This window comes from Bifidobacterium sp. M0399, assembly GCF_016100595.1.
GTDB classification, from domain to species: Bacteria; Actinomycetota; Actinomycetes; order Actinomycetales; family Bifidobacteriaceae; genus Bombiscardovia; species Bombiscardovia polysaccharolytica.
Genome location: NZ_JACFSD010000003.1, coordinates 252,077 through 272,836, shown reverse-complemented (window position 1 = coordinate 272,836; position 20,760 = coordinate 252,077). Strand labels below are relative to the sequence as shown.

Annotated in this window: 21 protein-coding genes; 13 read left to right on the top strand and 8 right to left on the bottom strand. The window is 62.0% G+C overall.

The window, feature by feature from the left end; all coding sequences use genetic code 11:
- The first annotated feature begins 66 nt into the window (after positions 1-66).
- Positions 67-1,413: a nicotinate phosphoribosyltransferase gene (locus tag H3V09_RS08015; protein WP_198191486.1), complete on the top strand. Its 1,347-nt coding sequence runs from the start codon at positions 67-69 to the stop codon at positions 1,411-1,413.
- Entirely contained in the window at positions 1,413-2,432 is a 1,020-nt protein-coding gene (locus H3V09_RS08010) for an aldo/keto reductase (RefSeq protein WP_198191487.1), read from the top strand. Before H3V09_RS08015 ends, H3V09_RS08010 begins: the two co-directional genes overlap by 1 nt.
- Positions 2,433-2,457: 25 nt before the next feature.
- On the opposite strand, the gene H3V09_RS08005 is transcribed toward H3V09_RS08010, so the two are convergent.
- A complete protein-coding gene (locus H3V09_RS08005; protein WP_232339502.1) occupies positions 2,458-2,769 on the bottom strand; it encodes a DUF3039 domain-containing protein in 312 nt (103 codons plus the stop codon).
- Positions 2,770-2,831: 62 nt separating this feature from the next.
- Between H3V09_RS08005 and coaD the strand changes: the two genes are divergently transcribed.
- The 9 genes from coaD to H3V09_RS07960 all read left to right on the top strand — a co-directional run bounded on the left by coaD (position 2,832) and on the right by H3V09_RS07960 (position 11,217).
- On the top strand, positions 2,832-3,341 hold the full coding sequence (gene coaD, locus H3V09_RS08000; protein WP_046322473.1) for a pantetheine-phosphate adenylyltransferase: 510 nt from the start codon (positions 2,832-2,834) through the stop codon (positions 3,339-3,341).
- Positions 3,338-4,030 carry a cell division protein gene (locus H3V09_RS07995; RefSeq protein ID WP_144178060.1) on the top strand — a complete coding sequence of 231 codons (693 nt, stop codon included), beginning with the start codon at positions 3,338-3,340 and terminating at the stop codon, positions 4,028-4,030. Before coaD ends, H3V09_RS07995 begins: the two co-directional genes overlap by 4 nt.
- Positions 4,027-4,647: a YceD family protein gene (locus H3V09_RS07990; protein WP_121912573.1), complete on the top strand. Its 621-nt coding sequence runs from the start codon at positions 4,027-4,029 to the stop codon at positions 4,645-4,647. Before H3V09_RS07995 ends, H3V09_RS07990 begins: the two co-directional genes overlap by 4 nt.
- 64 nt (positions 4,648-4,711) lie before the next feature.
- Positions 4,712-4,906 (top strand): 50S ribosomal protein L32, encoded by a 195-nt coding sequence (rpmF, locus tag H3V09_RS07985; protein WP_015021378.1) that lies wholly within the window; start codon positions 4,712-4,714, stop codon positions 4,904-4,906.
- A 106-nt stretch (positions 4,907-5,012) separates the two neighbouring features.
- On the top strand, positions 5,013-5,774 hold the full coding sequence (gene rnc / locus H3V09_RS07980; protein ID WP_121912574.1) for a ribonuclease III: 762 nt from the start codon (positions 5,013-5,015) through the stop codon (positions 5,772-5,774).
- Positions 5,775-5,991: 217 nt separating this feature from the next.
- The gene (locus H3V09_RS07975) at positions 5,992-7,932 is read left to right on the top strand and encodes an acetolactate synthase large subunit (protein WP_198191488.1); all 1,941 of its coding nucleotides are present in this window, start codon (positions 5,992-5,994) and stop codon (positions 7,930-7,932) included.
- Positions 7,933-7,946: 14 nt separating this feature from the next.
- Positions 7,947-8,501: an acetolactate synthase small subunit gene (gene ilvN, locus H3V09_RS07970; RefSeq protein ID WP_015021375.1), complete on the top strand. Its 555-nt coding sequence runs from the start codon at positions 7,947-7,949 to the stop codon at positions 8,499-8,501.
- A gap of 30 nt (positions 8,502-8,531) precedes the next feature.
- On the top strand, positions 8,532-9,191 hold the full coding sequence (locus H3V09_RS07965; protein WP_198191489.1) for a sugar O-acetyltransferase: 660 nt from the start codon (positions 8,532-8,534) through the stop codon (positions 9,189-9,191).
- Positions 9,192-9,252: 61 nt separating this feature from the next.
- Entirely contained in the window at positions 9,253-11,217 is a 1,965-nt protein-coding gene (locus H3V09_RS07960; protein ID WP_198191490.1) for an ABC-F family ATP-binding cassette domain-containing protein, read from the top strand.
- Between the two features lie 2 nt (positions 11,218-11,219).
- On the opposite strand, the gene H3V09_RS07955 is transcribed toward H3V09_RS07960, so the two are convergent.
- Positions 11,220-11,945 (bottom strand): type 1 glutamine amidotransferase, encoded by a 726-nt coding sequence (locus H3V09_RS07955; protein ID WP_121912578.1) that lies wholly within the window; start codon positions 11,943-11,945, stop codon positions 11,220-11,222.
- 90 nt (positions 11,946-12,035) lie between these two features.
- Here H3V09_RS07955 and cysS point away from each other — a divergent pair, with 90 nt between their 5' ends.
- The gene (gene cysS / locus H3V09_RS07950) at positions 12,036-13,613 is read left to right on the top strand and encodes a cysteine--tRNA ligase (RefSeq protein WP_198191491.1); all 1,578 of its coding nucleotides are present in this window, start codon (positions 12,036-12,038) and stop codon (positions 13,611-13,613) included.
- A gap of 4 nt (positions 13,614-13,617) precedes the next feature.
- Entirely contained in the window at positions 13,618-14,646 is a 1,029-nt protein-coding gene (locus H3V09_RS07945; protein ID WP_198191492.1) for a LacI family DNA-binding transcriptional regulator, read from the top strand.
- A gap of 5 nt (positions 14,647-14,651) precedes the next feature.
- Here the strand turns inward: H3V09_RS07945 and H3V09_RS07940 are convergent, their stop codons facing one another.
- From H3V09_RS07940 to H3V09_RS07915, 6 genes are all read right to left on the bottom strand, one after another.
- Positions 14,652-15,776: a glycoside hydrolase family 172 protein gene (locus H3V09_RS07940; RefSeq protein WP_232339528.1), complete on the bottom strand. Its 1,125-nt coding sequence runs from the start codon at positions 15,774-15,776 to the stop codon at positions 14,652-14,654.
- Between the two features lie 99 nt (positions 15,777-15,875).
- Positions 15,876-16,757 carry a carbohydrate ABC transporter permease gene (locus H3V09_RS07935; RefSeq protein ID WP_046322455.1) on the bottom strand — a complete coding sequence of 294 codons (882 nt, stop codon included), beginning with the start codon at positions 16,755-16,757 and terminating at the stop codon, positions 15,876-15,878.
- A gap of 20 nt (positions 16,758-16,777) precedes the next feature.
- Positions 16,778-17,713: a carbohydrate ABC transporter permease gene (locus tag H3V09_RS07930; RefSeq protein ID WP_024627639.1), complete on the bottom strand. Its 936-nt coding sequence runs from the start codon at positions 17,711-17,713 to the stop codon at positions 16,778-16,780.
- Positions 17,714-17,744: 31 nt separating this feature from the next.
- On the bottom strand, positions 17,745-19,055 hold the full coding sequence (locus tag H3V09_RS07925; protein ID WP_198191494.1) for an ABC transporter substrate-binding protein: 1,311 nt from the start codon (positions 19,053-19,055) through the stop codon (positions 17,745-17,747).
- A gap of 285 nt (positions 19,056-19,340) precedes the next feature.
- Positions 19,341-19,796 (bottom strand): hypothetical protein, encoded by a 456-nt coding sequence (locus tag H3V09_RS07920; RefSeq protein ID WP_046322451.1) that lies wholly within the window; start codon positions 19,794-19,796, stop codon positions 19,341-19,343.
- Positions 19,797-19,815: 19 nt separating this feature from the next.
- Positions 19,816-20,760 carry a carbohydrate ABC transporter permease gene (locus tag H3V09_RS07915; protein ID WP_232339503.1) on the bottom strand — a complete coding sequence of 315 codons (945 nt, stop codon included), beginning with the start codon at positions 20,758-20,760 and terminating at the stop codon, positions 19,816-19,818.

The window sequence follows — 20,760 nt, the reverse complement described above, 5'->3', positions numbered from 1 at the left end:
AGCCAGGTGGTCAGAGGATTAGACTGGGTGCCAACCAAGGGCTTTTCCACCCACAAAGGGGAAGATATGAACGCCGAAAACAACAGTAGGGACACCGGAACCTCCACGGCTCTGATGACCGATATGTACGAATACACCATGCTGGACGCCGCCTTGCAGGACGGTACGGCCGGACGCCAATCCGTCTTCGAGGTCTACACCCGGCATCTGCCGACAGGACGCCGCTACGGAGTGGTAGCAGGCACTGGGCGGATTCTGGATGCGCTGGCGAATTTCCACCCCAGCGAGGATGAGCTCCGCTTTTTGTCCGACCGTCACATCGTCAGCCAGACCACCATCGACTGGTTGGAGCACTTCCGCTTCACCGGTACCATACGCGGCTATCGGGAGGGCGAGATATTCTTCCCCGACTCCCCCATTCTGCAGGTCGAAGGCAGTTTCGGCGAGTGCACCCTGCTGGAGACCCTGATCCTGTCCATACTCAACTACGACTCGGCTGTGGCATCAGCTGCCTCCCGCATGGTCACCGCGGCAAAGGGCCGGCCCTGCATGGACATGGGCGCGCGCCGGGCCAACGAGTATGCGGCCGTGGCGGCGGCCAGAGCGGCCATAGTCGGCGGATTCCAAGGAACCTCAAACCTGCTGGCAGCCAAAGAATACGGCTTCAAGGCCATCGGAACCGCAGCCCATTCATTCACCCTCCTGCATGACAGCGAGCGCGAGGCCTTCCAAGGGCAGATTCAGGCCCTGGGCAAGGGAACAACCCTGCTGACCGACACCTACTCCATCGAGGAGGCCGTAAAGACGGCCGTCGAGGTGGCCGGACCGGAGCTGGGCGGGGTCCGCATCGACTCCGGAGACCTGGGCTCGCTGGCCCAGCAGGTCCGTGCCCAGCTGGACTCACTGGGAGCCACCAAGGCCACCATCACCGTCACCAACGATCTGGACGAGTACGCCATCGCCTCCCTGCAGGACGCTCCGGTTGACTCCTACGGGGTCGGCACCATGCTGGTCACCGGTTCGGGAGCCCCCACCTGCGCCATGGTCTACAAACTGACCGAGCGGGAGAACTCCGACGGGGTTATGCAGGCCGTCGCCAAGAAGTCGGTGGGCAAGGCTTCGGTGCCGGGACGCAAGCTGGCCTACCGCTCCTACCACAACGGAGTGGCCGACGCCGAGCACGTCATCTCGGGTGCCGAGGAGGCTCTGGCAGCCTATAAGCCTGAGCAGGACTGGCGGGATCTGCTGGTCACCTACGTGGACCATGGCCAAAGCATGCCAGAGTTCCAAGGTGGGCAGGCAGTCCTGGATGCCCGAGAACATCGGGCCAAGGCCCTTGAGGAGATGCCCATCAATGCCCTGAGTCTGATGAAGGGCGAGCCAGTCCTGCCCACCCTGGTGAGGAGCATCTGATGAGCGTGCAATCCGCAACCTACCAGCCCGACCCGAGGCGATACGATTCCACAACCTACCGGCGTTGCGGTGACAGTGGCCTGAAACTGCCGCCCATCTGCCTGGGCTGCTGGCACAATTTCGGCGACACCACGCCCCTGGACCGTATGCAGGAGCTGTGCACGACGGCCTTCGACCATGGCATCACCCACTTCGACCTGGCCGACAATTACGGGCCCGGACCAGGCGCCGCCGAGCGCAACATGGGAATCATCCTGCAACGGTGCCTCAGCCACCACCGCCAGGAGCTGGTCATCTCCACCAAGGCCGGTTATGAAATGTGGCCCGGCCCTTATGGGGACTTCGGCTCACGCAAACATCTGCTGTCCGGACTGGACCAGAGTCTGAAACGGCTGGGACTCGACTATGTGGATATCTTCTACCACCACCGCCCCGACCCGGACACGCCTCTGGAAGAGACCATGGGCGCTCTGGCCCAGGCGGTCACCAGCGGCAAGGCCCTCTACGTAGGACTGTCCAACTACGACGGGCCGACCATGAAGCGGGCCTCAGCCATCCTGACCGAGATGCACGTTCCCTTCGTCATCAACCAGAACCGCTATTCCATTTTCGACAGAACCATCGAGGACAACGGTCTCAAACAGGCGGTGTCGAAAGAAAGAAAGGGACTGATCACCTTCAGCCCGCTGGCCCAGGGACTGCTGACCGACCGCTACCTGCATGGGATTCCCGAGGACAGCCGAATTCGTGCCGACGGTCGCTTCCTCAAGGAGTCCGCCCTGACCCCACAGCGGCTGAAGCAGATCCAGGCGCTGAACGACCTGGCCCGTCAACGCGGCCAGAGTCTGGCAGAGATGGCCCTGGCATGGCTGCTCAGGGACCCCGCTGTCACCTCGGTGCTCATCGGCGCCTCCAAGCCCGAGCAGATTCTGGACAATCTGAAGGCTGTGCAGTCGGCCGATTTCAGCCAGGAAGAGCTGGAGACGATCGATCGGATCGCCCTGGACAAACAGTCCTGAAGGAGCCTGGACCGCTCGGTAGCGATCAGTGGCTGCCGCCGGTCATCTGTTCGTAGATGCGCTTGCAGTCCGGGCAAACCGGATACTGGGAGGGGTCATGCTTGGGCACCCAGACCTTGCCGCAGAGAGCCACGACAGGCCGGCCGGTCAGCTTGGACTCGGCGATGCGCTCACGGGAGACGTAGTGGGCGAACCGGTCGGCATCGCCCTGGTCATTCAGCCGGGTTTTCTCGGCGGTCTCGGTGTCCGGACGGTCCAGAAGGGCCGTGCCAGTGCCCTGGTCGGGGTTCTGCTCCCGCTCTGGATCCTCCATGCGAATGCTCTTGCTTGCAGTCATGACATCTATGGTACGGCGGCGAGCTGCACGTTCGCTCCCTATGACGCGCTACGCTGAGAATCATGACTATCGCTGTATGCCCTGGCTCATACGATCCGGTCACCTCCGGCCACATGGATGTGATCGAACGTTGCGCCTGCTTCTTCGAGACGGTCCACGTGGTTGTGGCCGTCAACGCCGCCAAGACCCCCATGTTCAGCGAACAGGAGCGGGTGGCCATGATCCGCCGGGCCCTGGACGAGGACGGGTACCCGAACATCACCGTAGCCTCTACCGATGGCCTGATCACCGACTACTGCCGCAAGGTGGGCGCCTCGGTCATCGTCAAGGGGCTGAGGCAGAACGGGGACTATGAGGCCGAGCTGGGTATGGCCCTGGTCAATCGCAAGTTGTCTGGGGTCGAAACGCTCTTCCTGCCAGCCGATCCGGTGCGAGAGCACATCTCCAGCACCATCGTCAAGGACGTGGCCAGACACGGAGGGGATGTCACCGGTATGGTCCCCGACAGCGTCGTGAACGCACTGATAGGCACATTGCACAGGGACACACCGCACACGGAAAAGAGCCAATGATGAACGAGCAGACCCAGGAAAGGGACGATGACGAGCCTATCGACGACTCGACCAGAGCAAGCGCTCCCAGGCACGCAGTCGACATGAAGGACCTGCCCGACCTGCAGGAGGATAGAAGCGAGAGCGGGAATCCTCGATCGGAATTCACCACCGTCTATGACATCATCGACCGGATTCAGGCCATGCTGGATGAGGCCAAGGCCCCTATTTTCAGCCCGGGACTTGTCAAGGTGGACCGAGACGAGCTGTCCGACGACCTCAACGAGCTCAAGAAAATGCTGCCAGTGCAACTGGAGCGGGCCTCGGCGCTCATGAGGGAGGCGGAGCGTCGGCTGAACACGGCGCAGACCCAGGCCAACGCCACCATATCCGATGCCCAGAGTCGAGCTGCGGACATCGTCAAGGAGGCCGGTGAGCAGGCCCGATTCCTGGCCGGCCAGGAGAATGTGGTGGCCATAGCCCGGCAGAATGCCCAGACCATCATTGACACGGCCCAGGCCCAGGCAGATCGTCTGGTCCAGGGAGCCAATGGCTATGCCGCCCAGGTCATGGGCGAGCTTGACACCCAGCTGGACAAGATGGGTCAGGATGTGCGTGCCGGCCTGGAGGTTCTCCACCAGCGTGAGCAAGAGGCGGCGCGTAGCATGAACGCGTCAGCTCCGGACCAAGGAGAGGAGACGCAGGGATGAGCAGACCGGAGGATTCCCCCTGGGCGGTTTCAGTGGCTCAGGTGTCGACGCGAGCAGGGCAGAGCACCCGGGTGGACCGTGATTTTCCAGCCCCGGAAGGCATCGGCGACCAGGTGGTGGGCATTCCAGCGGGGACACCTGTACATGTAGAGGGCGATATCGACTCGCTGGTGGACGGCCTTTTGTTGCAGGCCCACATCAGCGTGCCTTTGAACACCGAATGCACCCGCTGCCTGAGGCCCGTCAATACCAGCATCCAGGACGATCCGGTGGTCTTCTTCCCATACAAGGAGCCCGAACCAGAGCCGACCCATGGCAAGGAGGAGATTCTGGCAGAACAGGAGGAGGCCAGCGGCCAGACCTATCCTTTGGTCAGCGGAGGCGCCTTCATGGATTTGGAGGCCCTCCTGCGTGACACCCTGGTGGAGGCCCTTCCCCTGCAGCCCCTGTGCCGACCCGACTGCCGGGGTCTGTGCCCCCAGTGTGGCATGGATCTGAATGACCATCCCGATCACCACCACGAGATGATGGACGATCGCTGGGCTGCCTTGGAGGGATTGAAGCAGCGTCTGGAGCAGGAGGAGAACCCCGGCAGCGACGGCCAGACTGGCGAATGACCGGAGGTTGCGGTAGACTGCTCTACGCTTAAGCTCGAAGTATTCGATCGAAACAGAGGACAATATGGCACTGCCAAAGTACAAGACCTCGCGCGCCAACACCCATTCCCGGCGCGCCAACTGGAAGACCCAGGCCGCCGCTACGGTGACCTGCCCCAACTGCGGAGCTCCTGCGCTGCCGCACATGGCATGCCCCAGCTGCGGCATGTACCGCGGGCGCGTCTACCGCGACGCCATTCGCTCGCAGTTCAGCAAGTGAGCCGATCGGCGATCGACACGCAATGAGAGAACCCCGGCCATCGACGGGTGGCAGGGGTTTTTCCATATCATCAGACGGCAAGGCCAGGAAGGACCACAAAGACCATATGCAGCAGGAGGAACAGGAGCAAGTGGATTCCGGCAACCAGGCGGCTGAGGAGCTCTTCCAGGCCCTGGGCGGCAGGATCAGCCCGGAGTTGCTGGTGCACGCCCTGACCCATCGTTCCTTCGCCCATGAGCACCCAGGCATGCCCAACAACGAACGGCTGGAGTTCCTGGGCGACGCGGTTCTGGAACTGGTGGCCACCGAGACCCTGTACAAGGTCCATCCGGACATGACCGAGGGCCAGCTGGCCAAGATGCGGGCCAAGGCAGTCTCCGAGGAGGCCCTGTCGGCCATAGCCCGGGAGAAGCTGCATCTGGGGCAGTATATTCTTCTGGGCCGGGGAGAGAGCGAGAATGGCGGAGCCGACAAGGACTCCATACTCTGTGACACCGTCGAATCGCTGATCGGGTCGGTCTTTCTTGAACACGGCATCGAAGGAGCTCGGACTACCGTCCATACCCTTCTTGACGACACCCTGGCCGAGGTAGCCACCGAGGGGCCTGCGCTGGATTGGAAAACCTCAATCACCGTGAAGGCCCACAAGCTGGGCTTGGGCGAGCCCCGGTACACCATGGCGGTTTCCGGGCCGGAATACGCCCAGGTTTTCACTGCCGAGCTGCGACTGGCGGACGGCGGGACCGTGATCGGCAAGGGCCGGGCCAGCAGCAAGCGTAAGGCCCAGCTGGCTGCTGCCGCCCAGGGATGGAAGCAGCTGGACAACCAAGATCTGCTTGCGACCCTGCGCGCCGAGCAATCATCCTGAAGTTTCTGTAGAAATTCCGACATGCGGTACTGCGCCAACGCCCCGACCAGACCCCTGTTTAGACTATGGGCATAACCCGGAGGCACGCCGTCACGAACGGCATAGGTGCTTCCTCCTGATCGGAATTCGTCCGCCCACCCCGCCGACGCTCCGACAGGTTCGTATTTCGACATGCACGGCCGCAGGTCGGCGCGCAGTCTGGAGGTCGAGAGGAAACATGAGTCTGCCGACACCTCTGCAAGCGTTCAGCTCAGTACCCAAGAACTGGGACCATGACGACAAGGATGTCCCTGCCCAGGGCGAACCCATGACGGGAGCCCAGGCGCTTATTCGGTCCCTGGAGGATTTGGGGGTCACCCAGGTCTTCGGCGTTCCAGGAGGGGCCATTCTGCCTGCCTACGACGCCATTGACGAACAGGTGCGCTTCAACTTCACACTGACCCGCCACGAGCAGGCCGCGGGGCATGCTGCCGAGGGCTACGCCGTCTCCACGGGCAAGGTGGGGGTCTGCCTGGTGACCTCCGGACCTGGAGCCACCAATATGGTCACCCCCATAGCCGATGCCATGATGGACTCGGTTCCCCTGGTGGTGGTGACCGGCCAGGTGGGTGTGGACTCCATCGGCACCGACGCCTTCCAGGAGGCCGACATCGTGGGCATCACCTACCCGGTGGCCAAGCACTCCTATCTGGTGACCAAGGCCCAGGACATCCCCCGGGTCATGACCGAGGCCTACCACATCGCCCGCTCGGGAAGGCCTGGCCCGGTAGTGGTGGATTTGAGCAAGACGGCTCAAAACGGCAAAATGCTCTACTCCTGGCCCCAGGAGATGATCCTGCCCGGCTACAACCCGGTGACGCGGGCCCACGGGCACGTCCTGGATGATGCCGCCCGGCTCCTGGTCCAGTCGCACAGGCCGGTCCTGTATGTGGGCGGAGGCGCAGTCCGGTCAGATGCCCGTCGACAGGTTCAGGAACTCGTTCGAGCCACCGGTGCCCCCATGGTCACCACCCTGCCTGCGCGAGGCATCGTGCCCGACTCCGATCCGGCAGTTCTGGGAATGCCCGGCATGCACGGCACGGTGGCCGCCAACGGGGCCATCCAACACTCCGACCTGCTGGTGGCAGTGGGCACACGCTTCGACGACCGGGTGACCGGCAGCCTGGAGGACTTCGCTCCGGTGGCCCGGGTCATCCACATCGACATCGACCCGGCCGAGATCGGCAAGAACCGGCAGGCAGACGTACCCATCGTCGGGGACGTGGGCCAGGTGCTGGACGACCTGATCCCGGCGCTCAAGGCGGCCCAGCGCACCTGGGGCAAGCCCGATCTCAAGCCCTGGTGGCGGCTGATCGACGGCTGGCGGCACGACTACCCCACCACTTTTGAACCCAGCCCAGACGGCACCCTAGCCCCCCAGTGGGTGGTTCAGACCTTGAGCAACAAGGCCGATCCGAATACCATCTGGGTATCCGGCGTAGGCCAGCACCAGATGTGGGCCAGCCAGTTCATCGACTTCGAACGCACCCGCTCCTGGGTCTCCTCCTGCGGACTGGGGACCATGGGTTACGGCCTGCCCGCTGCAATAGGAACAGCAATCGGCACCAGAGAAGAGGAAGATCCGCGGCCCGTCTGGCTGATCGACGGGGACGGCTCCTTCCAGATGACCTCCGAAGAGCTGGCCACGGCCGGGCAGGCGGGACTGCCCATCCGTATCGCCATACTCAACAACTCTGTCTACGGCATGGTCCGTCAGTGGCAGACCCTCTTCTACGGCAGCCACTATTCCCAGACCAACCTTGAGGATGGCGGCGCAAAGCCCACAGACGGCAACGGCATCCCCGACTTCGTCAAACTGGCCGAGGCCTATGGCTGCCTGGGACTGCGGGCCTTTACCCAGGAGCAGGCCCTGGAGGCCATCGATAAGGCCAACGCAGTGACCGACCGACCGGTCCTGATCGACTTCCGCGTCTGGAAGGATGCCATGGTATGGCCCATGGTCCCGGCAGGCGCCTCCAATGACACCATCATCTACAAGCCTGGCGTGCAGCCCCTGGCCGGCATCCGTCCGGAGCAGGAGCAGCCCGAGCCGCATGAGCAGACCGGAGCCGACCGGGCAGCCATGGCCAGCGACGCCGCCGGTCGCATGAACAAGTAGGAAAGGGGCACCACATGGCCAATTATCCAGCATCCAAGCCCGGTTCCGAACGGCACACCCTTTCCGTCCTGGTCGAGAACCGCCCCGGCGTCCTAGCCAGGGTGGCCGGCCTGTTCGCCCGGCGCGCCTTCAATATCAACTCCCTGTCCGTCTCGTCCACTGAGCGGGACGATATCTCCCGGATTACGGTCACGGCTGACGTAGAGGCCGTCCCCCTGGAGCAGATCATCAAGCAGCTCAACAAGCTCCTGCATGTGCTCAAGATCGTCGAGCTCAAGGGCGATGAGGCCGTGGAGCGCGAGCTGGTCATGATCAAGGTCAAGGCCAACGAACGCAACCGCTCCGACGTGCTGGAGATTGTCAAACTCTTCCGCGTGCGCGTGGTCGACGTCCACCCCGAGTCCCTGACCATTGAGGCCACCGGGGCCGAGGGCAAGTTGGAAGCCCTGCTGCGTCTGCTGCGGCCCTTCGGCATCATCGAACTGGTCCGGTCGGGCGCCGTGGCCGTCACTCGGGGACCCCGGGCCCTGAGCGAGAAGGTACTGGGCTCGCAGATCACCGGCCGCTGACTCATTCTGAAATCCTAGAAGGTGGTGCCCATGACTGACGATGTAATGGAAGGAATGAGCCGGACGGGCCGAATCGAATGGGAGCGGATGGTATCCGGCCAGGTCTATCAGGACACCCACCCCGACATCGATCGCCAAAGGGGACGGGCCGAAAGCCTCTTCATGGAATACAACAGGACCGGCCCCGGACAGAAGCAGGAACGCCGAAGGATTCTGGAAGACCTGCTCGGCCAAGTGGGGCAGGATGTCGTCATCAACCCGGACTTCAGATGCGAGGTAGGCTGCAACATACGGATCGGCAGTCAGACTCTGATCAATTACGGCGCCGTCATGCTGGACAACGCTCCGATCACCATAGGCAGGAACGTGTGGATAGGCCCCGGCGCGGGGCTCTTCTGCACCAACCATGCCTTGGACTATGAGGAACGGAAGGCCGGTGCCTGCCAGGCCCGACCCATCGAGATATGCCAGGGTGCCTGGCTGGGTGGTCACGTGGTCGTCCTGGGAGGAGTGCGGATTGGCCGTGGAGCCGTCATCGGAGCGGGGTCTGTCGTGACTCATGACATACCGGAACAGGTAGTTGCGGTCGGCAACCCCTGCACTGTCCTGCGGCCTCTCACCGATGCGGACAAAACCGGTTATCTGGATAGAATTCGTCAGCGGGACCAGGAGAACGACCAGGACCAATAATCCCCTTCCCCGAAAAGCCCACAGCTCATTCCATCCAAGGCTGGCGGTAGATTGGGGAATCATGCCCATCTATGATCTCGGTCTGGAACACGTCGCTCTGTCATTCGCCACCAAAACCATCTTTACGGATGTGACTCAGGGCATCTTCGAGGGTGATCGGATCGGCATCGTGGGCCGAAACGGCGACGGCAAGTCCACCCTGCTGCACCTGCTGAAAGGGACCCAGGAACCGGATCAGGGCCGGGTGACCATGCGCAATGGACTCACCTTCGGCATGCTGGACCAGCGTGACCCCCTGAAAGACGAGGACACGGTCCGCAAGGCGGCCTTGGAGAACCGACAAGATTACGAGTGGGCCGCCGACCCCAGATCCCGCGAAATCGTCGAGTCCCTTCTGGGTGGCATGGAGCTGGAGGCCAAGGTGGGCACCCTGTCCGGCGGTCAGCGCCGCAGGGTGGATTTGGCACGGCTGCTGCTCCAGGATTGGGACATCCTGGCCCTGGATGAGCCGACCAATCATCTGGACCTGCTCACCATCCACTGGCTGGCCGAGCACCTGAAGAACCGCTGGGCCAAGAATTCCGGAGCCCTACTGCTGGTCACCCACGACCGCTGGTTCCTGGACGAGGTCTGCACCTCCATGTGGGAGGTGCATGACGGAACCATCGACCCCTTCGAGGGCGGCTACAGCGCCTACATGCTCCAGCGGGTGGAGCGCGAGCGCCAGGCGGATCTGGCCGAGACCAAGCGCCGGAACCTGGCCCGCAAGGAACTTGCCTGGCTGACCCGAGGTGCCCGGGCCCGATCGACCAAGCAGAAGTTCCATGTCAAGGCCGCGCAGGAGCTGATCGCCGACGTGCCACCCATGCGCAACAGCCTGGAACTCAAGCGGATGGCCACCTCCCGCCTGGGCAAGCAGGTGGTGGACCTGGTCGACGTAACCAAAATCTATCCGGGAACCGACTCCGATGCCGCCGAAGGCAATGACAACCGGGTCCCCTCCCCTCATGCCGAGCGTCCTCTGATGGGCTCAGTAACAGTGGCTGCTGATCCCGACAAGGATGGCGAAGACGGCCAGAACCGTCCGGGCACTGCAGCGGCCGACACCCTTACCATCAGCGGACACAAGGTCCTGGACGACGTGACCTGGCTAATCGGCCCTGGCGACCGATTCGGCATCGTAGGCGCCAACGGGGCAGGCAAGTCCACTCTGCTGGGTCTGATTGACGGCAGTGTGTCTCCCACGGCAGGACACGTCAAGGTCGGCAAGACGGTCCGCTTTGCGGTGCTGACCCAGCGTCTGGATGAGCTGGAGAAACTGGGCCGCTATCGAATCAAAGAGGTCCTCAGCCGCTACAAGCCCACCTATCTGGTGGAAGGCAAGGAGGTGTCCCCGAGCCAATTGATGGAGCGCCTGGGCTTTGAAAGCTCCCAGCTGATGACCAGAATCAGCGACCTGTCTGGCGGGCAGAAGCGCCGTATGCAGCTCCTGCTCATCCTACTGGACGAGCCCAACGTGCTGATCATGGACGAGCCAGGCAACGACCTGGATACCGACATGCTGGCCGTCATGGAGGACATGCTGGACTCATGGCCGGGCACCCTGATTGTGGTCTCCCATGATCGCTACCTGCTGGAGAGGGTGACCGACCAGCAGTTCGCGTTGATCAATGGCAAGGTGGTTCATCTGCCCGGCGGTGTTCAGGACTACCTGGATATGGTCGAGTCTGCCGACCGGGAGGCTGCGGATGCTCCAAGTCAGACATCAGCCAAGGAGGCTGGGAATCCCAATCAGGCCAAGGCCGAACGAGTTGCCAGACGAAATCTGAGCAAGCAGGCATCCGCCATCGAACGCAAGCTGGCCAAGCTGGCCGATCAGCGCAAGGAACTTGAACGGCAGATGGCTGAGCATGACCCTGGCGACTACCAGGGCCTCAACGAGCTCAACAGCAAGCTTAAGGATTTGACCGGGCAGTCGGACCAGCTGGAGGAGGAGTGGCTGACCATCGGGGAGGAGCTGGAGTAGTCTCAGGCGGCAGCCAGCTGAGCGGCCTGGGTCGAGCACCGGGCCGCAAAGGCGGAGAAGATTGCGTCGGCCAGAGGCTGCATCTGCGGCATCCCTTTGATAAATTCGTCGCGCATTTTAGCGATCTTGGACTTCTTGATCGTGCCAACCATGCTGGGCACCTGCATCCACTCCTCGAAGATAGGCGCCGTCACCTCCAAATGGAACTGCAGGCCCAGAGCCGACCCCAGCCGAAAAGCCTGAACCTTGGTGGCCTGGGAGCGGGCCAGTAGCTTGGCCCCCGGCGGCAGGGTGACCTGGTCGGCATGCCAGTGCAGCACATCCGTGTTCTTGCTCCACATGGCCACGTCGTCGTCCTGCCCCACCCAGCGGATGGGCCCCATGCCGTATTCGGGATCCTGGTCCTTCATCAGGGTGCCTCCCAGGGCCCGCGCCAGAATCTGATGACCCAGGCAGATCCCCAGAATGGGCTTGTTGGCAGCCATCGCCGCCTTGGCCAGCTTGGTCTCCGCCTTGAGTCCGGGGTGTTGCGCGTAGTCATCGGCCGACATGGGCCCGCCCATGATGACCAGCCCCGCCAATTCACGCGAGCGCGGCAGCTTGGGCTTCTTCTCATCCACGATATTGGTGATCTCGGTGTCCAGCCCGCACTCCTGAAGATTGTCGAGAATGCGACCCGGCTTTTCCCAATCCACATGCTGGAGTACCAGCACCCTAGGTTTCGCCATGATTCCATTCTTGCACATATGCCGTCGGACCGAGTCTGCGGGCTCGGCATTCCCCCTGGACAGTCAGCAAGCCTTGATAGGCTCAAGGATATGGACACGAGTTCGCAACCGCATGATTCCAAGGCTTCAGTCAGCCTGGCCGCAGCTGGTCTACGTCTGTATGACACTGCTGATCACCAGGTGACCCCCTTCAGACCCATTGAACCGGGCAAGGTCGGCATCTATGTGTGCGGAGCCACGGTGCAGAGCTCGCCCCACATTGGCCACATCAGGACCACCCTGGCCTTCGACGTGATCCGACGCTGGCTGCTCAGGCTGGGATACCAGGTGACCCTGATCCGGAACGTGACCGACATTGACGACAAAATCCTGACCAAGGCGGCGGCCAACGGCCAGCGCTGGTGGGAGCGGGCCTACATCTACGAGCGCGAATTCACCCATGCCTACGAGACCATGGGAGTCCTGCCACCTACTTACGAGCCCAGGGCCACCGGGCACATCCCCGAGATGATCGACCTGATCCAGCGCATCATCGACCGCGGCCACGCCTATGTGGTGCCCGACGAACAGGGCCGCCCATCAGGCAACGTCTACTTCGACGTGGCCTCCTGGCCTGAGTATGGCGCCCTGACCCACCAGCAGACCGGCACCCAGCCCGCTGACGAGCAGGCCGCCGCCAACGACCGGCTGGGACCCAGTATCGACACCGATGACCAGGCTGCCAACTCCGATGAAGAGCCCGGCAAGCGCGACCCCCGCGACTTCGCACTTTGGAAGGCGCCCAAACCCACCGATCCGCCCACGGCCCGCTGGCAAACACCCTTCGGCACAGGTCGGCCAGGCTGGCATCTGGAATGCTCGGCCATGAGCCACCGCTATCTGGGTGCGGATTTCGACATCCACGGAGGCGGTCTTGACCTTCGATTCCCCCATCATGAGAACGAGATGGCCCAGTCGCACGCAGCCGGCTGGGGGTTCGCCCATCGATGGATGCACACGGCCTGGGTGACCCAGAAGGGCGAGAAGATGAGCAAGTCCCTGGGCAACGGGCTGTCCGTCGACCAGGTGCTGTCGCAGCATCCTGCCTGGGTGGTGCGCTACGCCCTGGTCTCGGTGCAGTACCGGTCCATGCTGGAATGGTCCGACCAGTCCCTGCAGGAGGCCGAGGGCGCATACGAGCGCATCAGCAACTTCATGGACCGGGCCGGACGAATCCTGGGAGCGCAGCCCGAGCGTGCCCGGGTAACGGGACTGGGCGCGGACGATCTACCAGAGGACTTTGTGCAGGCCATGAATGACGACATCAACGTCTCTGGCGGTCTCGCTGCCCTCTATGCGCTGATTCGTCAAGCCAACGCGACCATGGATGCGGACCAGGCTGCCCTGGATCGGAAGTGGCTGGCTAATGCCCTGCTCCAGGTCAGAGCCATGCTTGATGTCTTCGGACTCGATCCACTTGATCCCCACTGGGCAGGAGCCGCGGCCGTCCATGACAATCGAGCCATGAACACCTTGGATGCCTTGGTAGGCCAGCAGTTGCAGGAACGGGATCAAGCGCGAAAGGATCATGACTTCGCCCGGTCCGATGCTATTCGGGACCAGCTAGCAGCGGCCGGTGTGACCGTGGCTGACACACCCGCTGGCAGCACCTGGGACCTGAGCCGCTGAACCCATGTCCGACATACGCGATGTCGCCAGAAGGGCCGGGGTCTCGGTCAGCACAGTCTCCTATGCCTTCTCCGGCAAGCGTCCCGTCTCTCCGGGAACCTACCAGCGGATCATGCAGGCCGCCGGTGAGCTGGACTACGCCCCGGATGCCGGCGCCCGGATGCTGCGGGCCAAGCGCAATCAGATCGTCGCTCTGAGCGCCCCGCTCCGACCCGGTCAGAACCGGGCCTCCTACGCGGACTACTTCATCGAGATGGCCAGCTGCGAGCATGCCCGTGGCTATGACTCCCTATTGCTGACTGCCGAGAATGGCGCTGAAGACATCCGGCGGGTCACCCGCAGCAATCTGGCCGACGGCGTAGTGCTGATGGATCTGGTGGACGATGACATCCGCGCCGCGCAGGCCGCCTCGTATGGACGCCCCTGCGTGGCACTGGGGTTGCCTCGGCAGCACACAGCATGCGCCTGTGTGGATCTGGACTTTGACCTGATGGGTCGTATGGCGGTGGAAGCCATGGCCAGAGCGGGACGCAAACGCCTGCTCTTTCTGGAGGATCTGGAGGGCGAATACCGGCGCGGGTCCGGCTTCCGCCTCATCCTGCTACGCAGTCTCAAAACCTGGGCCTGCCGTCTGGGGATGGATCTGCAGCTTGAACCGGGCCCTACCGGCAGCGATCTTGCCTACACCCAGCAAGTGCTGGACATCATCCATCACGGCCGCATTGATGGTCTGATCGGCCAGATCCGCCCCTCCCTACTGGACACTGTGGTGGTCCGCATGCACTCAGACGGCATGAGCATTCCCGATGACGTGGCTGTTCTGTCCTGCGCTGCAGGCAAGGTCAGCCATACTCTTGAGCTTCAGGGTATCTCTGAGATACCACTTACCCCCCGCTCACTGTGCGCCAAGGCTGCGGATCTGCTGACACAGGCTGTGGAGGAGGGGGCTTCTCTGGCTGGACGAGTCCTACTGGAGCGCCCCAGGCTGATCGATCGCGCCTCCATCAGCAGACAGAAGCAGGAGGCCGCCTGAGCCAATCAACGGGGTCGGCGGTCCCGCTCCCCCGTCTCCAGCACGTTCTGCGGGAAGGGCTTATGGGGCTCCTGCTGGTACCAATAGGCCACGCTGGCCAGATCATCCTGACGTTCGAAGTAGCCTTGTTCGTCCACACCTATCTGCTGCAAGGTCACCTTGATATCGCTGCTGAAAATAATCGGGTCGGGGATGTGCCAACGGTAGAACCCCCTGGTCACCGGGGTGTCGGCATCCCAGTACTGGGATTCGCGGTTGTCCAACTGCCTGGAGTGGAAGGGAAATCCCATGTAGGCCCCGCTGTAGGTGACCTCGCGCATCCTGCCATCCGGGTCCTGCCCGGCAAAGCTCCAGGCACCGCCGAAGTAGTCCTCGCTTCCCGTGGAGCACCAGGTGGGATAGTCCTTGTCTCCGTCCAGGTAGACCTTGACCTCGCCTTCCCCCCACCAGCGGCTCTCCAGAGCGGTCAGAGCCAGATAGGTGCCTACGTATGAGCCCCGGCCATGCACCCCATCCAGGATCACATAGTCCTGGCCAAGTTCGGTGACCCGCTGACGGCGCCACTGGGCATGGAAGGTCATGACCTCCTCGGGCAGCTCGTCCTTCTCCACATAGTCGATCTGGTAGAAGAAGGCCTCAATGGGTTCGTTGTGCCGGTTGCGCAGGACAATCCGGGCCCCATCATGGAAGGGCATGGGCCAATAGCAGTTGAAGCCCCGGCGCGGGTAGACGGCCACAGGCACGGACTCCACCCTGCAGGCCTGGGCGTGACCGCAGCAGAAGAAGTCGCCCAGGGGCACGCAAACCGAGGGTGTCTGCTCGCCATCCCAGTAGCATTCCAGGATCAGATTGCGCAGGACGTTGGGCCCGGTGGGCGAGGTGGCATCGGTCACGGTCATCCAGATATGACGGATCTCGCCCGCGCCGGACAGGTCGGCCAGAACCATGTCCTTCCCGGGAGGAATGTTCTTCAGGCAAGGAGTCCCCTTCCTTGAGGGGCCCAGATTACTGGCTGTCATGGCCGCTCTGCCTTTGCCTCCCCGAGGGTTCTCGGCGTTGATGCAGCGGGTGCGGTCTGTGGATGGGCGGGTCAGCGCCTCAAGACCGTTGGTGATGTTCGGCATGGTCATACCCATGGTTGTGGTTGCCTTTCATATTCGGGCCGCCCGCTCCCCTCCTCTGCCTTCTTGCAGCGGGCGGCCATGTTCAGTGTACTTGTACGGCGGCGATTACTTGACAGCGCCAGCCACTATCCCCTGCGAGAGCTTCCTCTGGAAGAAGATGAAGAAGATGATGGTGGGGATGATGCTGAGCAGGGAGGCGGAGGCCAGGTCGGTGGCGGCCATGGTGTGCTGCCCTTGCATGGTGGCCAAGGCCAGCGGAATGGTCTGCGTCTTCTCGCTCATCAGGAAGGCCATGGGAATCATGTACTCGTTCCAGGTCCAAATGAAGAAGAAGACGAAGAGGACGCTGATGGTCGACCAGGACACCGGCAGTACGATCTTGCGAAGAATCTGCCAGCGCGAGGCCCCGTCGACGGTGGCCGCCTCCAGTATGGCCTGGGGGAAGGTCCCGTAGACCGAGGAAAGCAGATAAGTACCGTAGGCGCTCTGAATAATGGTGAAGATGATGATGATGGACCACTGGGAGTTATAGAAGCCCATCCACTTGAACATGACGTAGAGCGGGTAGAGCAGGGCCTCCTGGGGAACCATGTTGGCCAGCATGATGAACAGGAGGATGACCGTGTTGCCCTTGACTCTGCCAATGCCCAGGGCGAAGGAATTGAGGACCGAAAGCAGGACCCCGACCACGGCAACCACCAGGGAAATCAGCAGGGAGTTGCCCAGTTTGAGCGGGAAATTGCTCTTGTTCCAGAAGGAGATGATGCCGTCCATGCTGAAGTGGGCGGGCACGGACAGGGGGCCCGTGGCGTTGTAGTCAGCCGTGGTCTTGAAGGCGTTCAGGACCAGGATCAGCAGGGGGAAGAGCATGATCACAGCTCCCGCGATGAGCAGGATCAGACCGGCCCAGTTCCCCCAGGTGCGGATTCTACGGGCGTGCCGGGAGGACACCCGGGCGTCGGCTTGCAGTGTGGCTTGATTATTCATGATGTGCTTCCTAGCCTTCCTCAGGCGATGCTCTTTTGCACGCGCTTCTGCACAATGGTGAAGACGATGGAGAAGATGACGATGACCACGGTCAGGGATGTCGAGATGGCGGCGCCGTAGCCCACCTGCTGCACCTGGAAGAACTGGTTGTAGGAGTAGTAGGAGGGAACCATGGTGGAGGTGCCGGGCCCGCCCTTGGTCAGCAGATAGACCGGAGCGAAGGTCTTCAGAGCGCCGATGGTGGAGGTGAGGATGACCACCAGCAGCTCGGGAATGATGGAGGGCAGGGTGATGACGCGGAACTTCTGCCACCAGTTGGCCCCGTCCAGGCTGGCCGCCTCGTAGAGTTCAGGATCCACCCGCTGCAGTCCGGACATGAAGATGACGATGGGATAGCCCAGCTGGATCCAGATCAGGATGACCATGAGGATGGGCAGGGCCGTGGTGGTCGAACCCAGCCAGTTATGGGCCAAGCCGCCTAGGCCGATCTTGGTCAGCAGGTCGTTGACCGCACCGTCTTCAGGCCGAAAGATCCAGCCCATAATGATGGTGGCCACTGCCACTGGCAGGACCTGAGGCAGGTAATAGAGAGCCCGCAGGGTCGAAGAGGTATGAGGGCCGAACTTCTTCTGGATCACGTCGGTCAGGGCCGAGGAGATCAGCAGGCCCAGAACCGTGGGAATGATGACGATGGCCACAATGATCCAGAGGGTGTGCCCGAAGGAGACCCAGAAGGTCGAATCGCCCATGAGCCGTCGCCAGTTGCGCAGACCCACCCATTTGGTTGGCCCCACCCCTCTCCAGCGGGTGAAGCTCAGGTAGATGTTCCAGAAAATGGGCACGATGACGATGGCCACAATGCCTATCAGACCGGGAATCAGATAAGGGACGAACCGCGAGGGCGCACTGCCCGGGATTCGGGACTGCGCCTTTTTCCTGCTATGTGTGTCAGACATGCTTGTACTCTCCTTGGCGGATTGACGCAGCTCAGTCGTCATCCAGATCGAGCTGGGCGACGCCGTCGTCGTAGTTCTTATGCAGGGTGTCCAGAACCTGGTCGGGGGTCTTGGTACCGTTGACCAGCTCCTGGAAGGCGGCCGGCATGGCGTCGGTCAGGTTGGGCGCAGGGTAGTCGGGATAGTAGCTCATCCGGCTGGCGTCCGAGGCTTTGGTGTATTCGTTGACCAGATCACGACTCTTGGGGTTGGTGATGGCGTCCGTATCGGCCGCCACCGGCACGCCGCCCTTGTTGCCGATGTAGTTCTGAACCTCCTTGGACAGAACCACATTGATATAGCGGGCTGCAGCATCCTTGCGCCGTGACTTCTGCGGGATGACCAGCAGATTGCCCGCGCAGCCCTCGACCATCCTGGCCCCTGGGAAGATGGATGCCGTCCAGTCGAAGGCCTTCACCTGCTCCATGAAGCGGGTCTGGTTCCAGGTGCCGGTCTGGTAGATGGGATAGGTCCCCTTGATGAATGCCGTGGTCGTGTCCTCGGCCTTCATACCGGTGGCGTTCTTGGAGATGTATCCCTTGTCGATCCAGTCACGGATGGTATTGGTGGCGAAGGTCAGCGGCTTGCTGCGCCAGTTGACCGGATGCTTGTAGAGCTGCCAATCATCGACGAATCGGGCATCGGCCTTGGTCATGGCCAGCTGCCACCAGAGCCAAAGCACCCCGTATTCCTGGGCATCGGCCGCTATGGGCGTGACCCCGTGGCTTTTAAAAGCCTTGAGGGCTGCCACGAACTGGTCGAAAGTACGAGGGATGGGGATTTTGTACTTATCAAAAAGGTCCTTGTTGTAGTAGACGCGCTGCATCTCCGCGTAGGAGGAAACCCCGTACCAGGTATTCCCGTCCATGACGCCGCGCTTGTCGTACTTGCCCACAGCTGCTGCCTGGCCGCGCACCTTCTTGTCCCAGCCGTACTTCTGCACATAGGGCTTGAGGTCGGTCAGCAGCTGCAGGGTGGACAGGACCCCAGCCGAGCCGTTGCCACGATTGGACTCCATGACGTCCGGGGCGTCGTCCGAATTAAGGAACTGACTGCCGTTCTGGGCAATCTGAGTGAAAGACTTGACTTCGAAATCCACCTTGATGCCGGTCTGGCGGGTAAAGATATCTGCAGCTTTCAGCCAACCCCGGGCCTGACCGCTGCTGGGCTCCTCGTAGTACCAGATTTTGATGCTGGACGGATGGGCTTCCTGGGGAGCATCGCCCCCCGATCCACAGGCCGCCAGCGGCAGGATCGACATGGCCAAGGCCAAGGCCGCCCCGATCCCTCTTCTGATCTTCATGATGGCTCCTAACTTCCTTGCATCCTTGCATCCATCTACTGCGATTCAATGTGTCGAAAGGTTTCGACTTCGGGTGTACTGCAGGCGCTGACCATCTTCGTCGATGCAACCGAAATATCGAATCGTTTCGACTTAGTATAGAAGCCGGGCAGGGGTCATGTCAACAAGGCACGCAGAAGAAGATTGCCCAAAATCAAAAATCCCTCCCCATTGCCCGATGGTTTCGGACAAGGGGAGGGGATTGGAAGTGCAGCGGTCAGGGGCGCCGCATACCCCCGGGGCTGGTCACCTTCGACTCGACGAGATCCGGCGGATGGTCTTGTTTCTGGCCACATAGGTGACGAAGGCCAGGCCGTAGGCGATCAGCGAAAGCCAATCCGCCGTGGCCAAGGAAAAGACCATGCAGAAGATCATCCAGTACTGCACCCCTCGAATAATCGTCGAGGGCCGCATGGCCCGCAGAGCCACAATGAAGGAGACCGCCCCAAGAATAAGCAGCAGAAAACCGTAGGATTGGGCCACGGTGGCCGCGCCGTTGACTGTGGCCATATCGTCGGCCAGACGTCCGGCCCGGCCGAGAATGGCATAGCCCTCGTCCTTGAACCAAGGCGAGTATATGAACATGGTGACCGAGGCCATGATCACGTTGATGGCTGCCGCCACCAGGAGGATGATCTTCTCGGTCCTTCTGCTCGCTACGTCCTTGCCCGCCAGATGATCGCTACGGTTTTCCTTTGCCATTGTTGCCGCCTTTCCTGATTCAGCCCTTGAGGCCCGAGGTGATGTTCAGCGACTGCAGGAAGTAGCGCTGGGCGAATACGAAGAGCAGCAGGGTAGGGATGATGGCCAGGCAGGTGGCCGCGCAAAGCGTGCCCATCTGGTTGTACTGCATCATCTGGTTGCCCAGCAGCTGCAGGCCGGCCGTGACCGGGGTCTTCTTGATGTCGTTGAAGACCAAAGTGGGCCAGAGGAAGTCGTTCCATGCTCCAGTGAAGGCGAACAGGAAGATCACAATCAGGATCGGGCGGATGGAGGGCAGCATGATGCTGCGGAAGATGCGGAAATCGCCGGCGCCGTCAATCTCGGCGGCCTCGTCGATCTCCTTGGGGATCCCCTTCATGAAGTTGCGCACCAGGAAGATGTTGGCCACGTTCCCCAAGCCGGGGATGATGCAGGACCAGTATGAGTTGATCCAGCCGAAAGTGGCCACGATGCGGTATGAGGGAATCATGTTGACCACACCCGGGAACATCGAGATGAGCAGGAGGACGAAGAAGAGCGTGTCCCTGCCCTTGAAGTTGATTCGGGAGTAGCCGTACCCGGCCAGAGCCACCACGCAGACCGCCAGGATGCCATGGGACAGCGAGATGACCAGCGAGTTGCCCAGCCAGTTGAAGACCGGGTAGGAGGCCGAGGCCTGCAGCAGGGTCAGATAGTTGACGGTGACCCAGTGCGCAGGCAGGAAGTTGTAGGCGTTCTTCAGGAACTCCTGGGGTGACTTGAACGATGTCGTGATGGTATAGACCACAGGAATGATCCAGACCACAGCCAGGACGATCAGCACCGCATAGATGGCCACCAGCGAAGGCTTGAGCACCTTGTGGTGGTTTTCGGGCACGTTCTCGCCGCCGGGAACCGTTGCGCTGGGGCCAGGAGCCTTGAGCCCCTTGCCCAGGGATGCCATATCAAGGGTTGCCGAACTCAT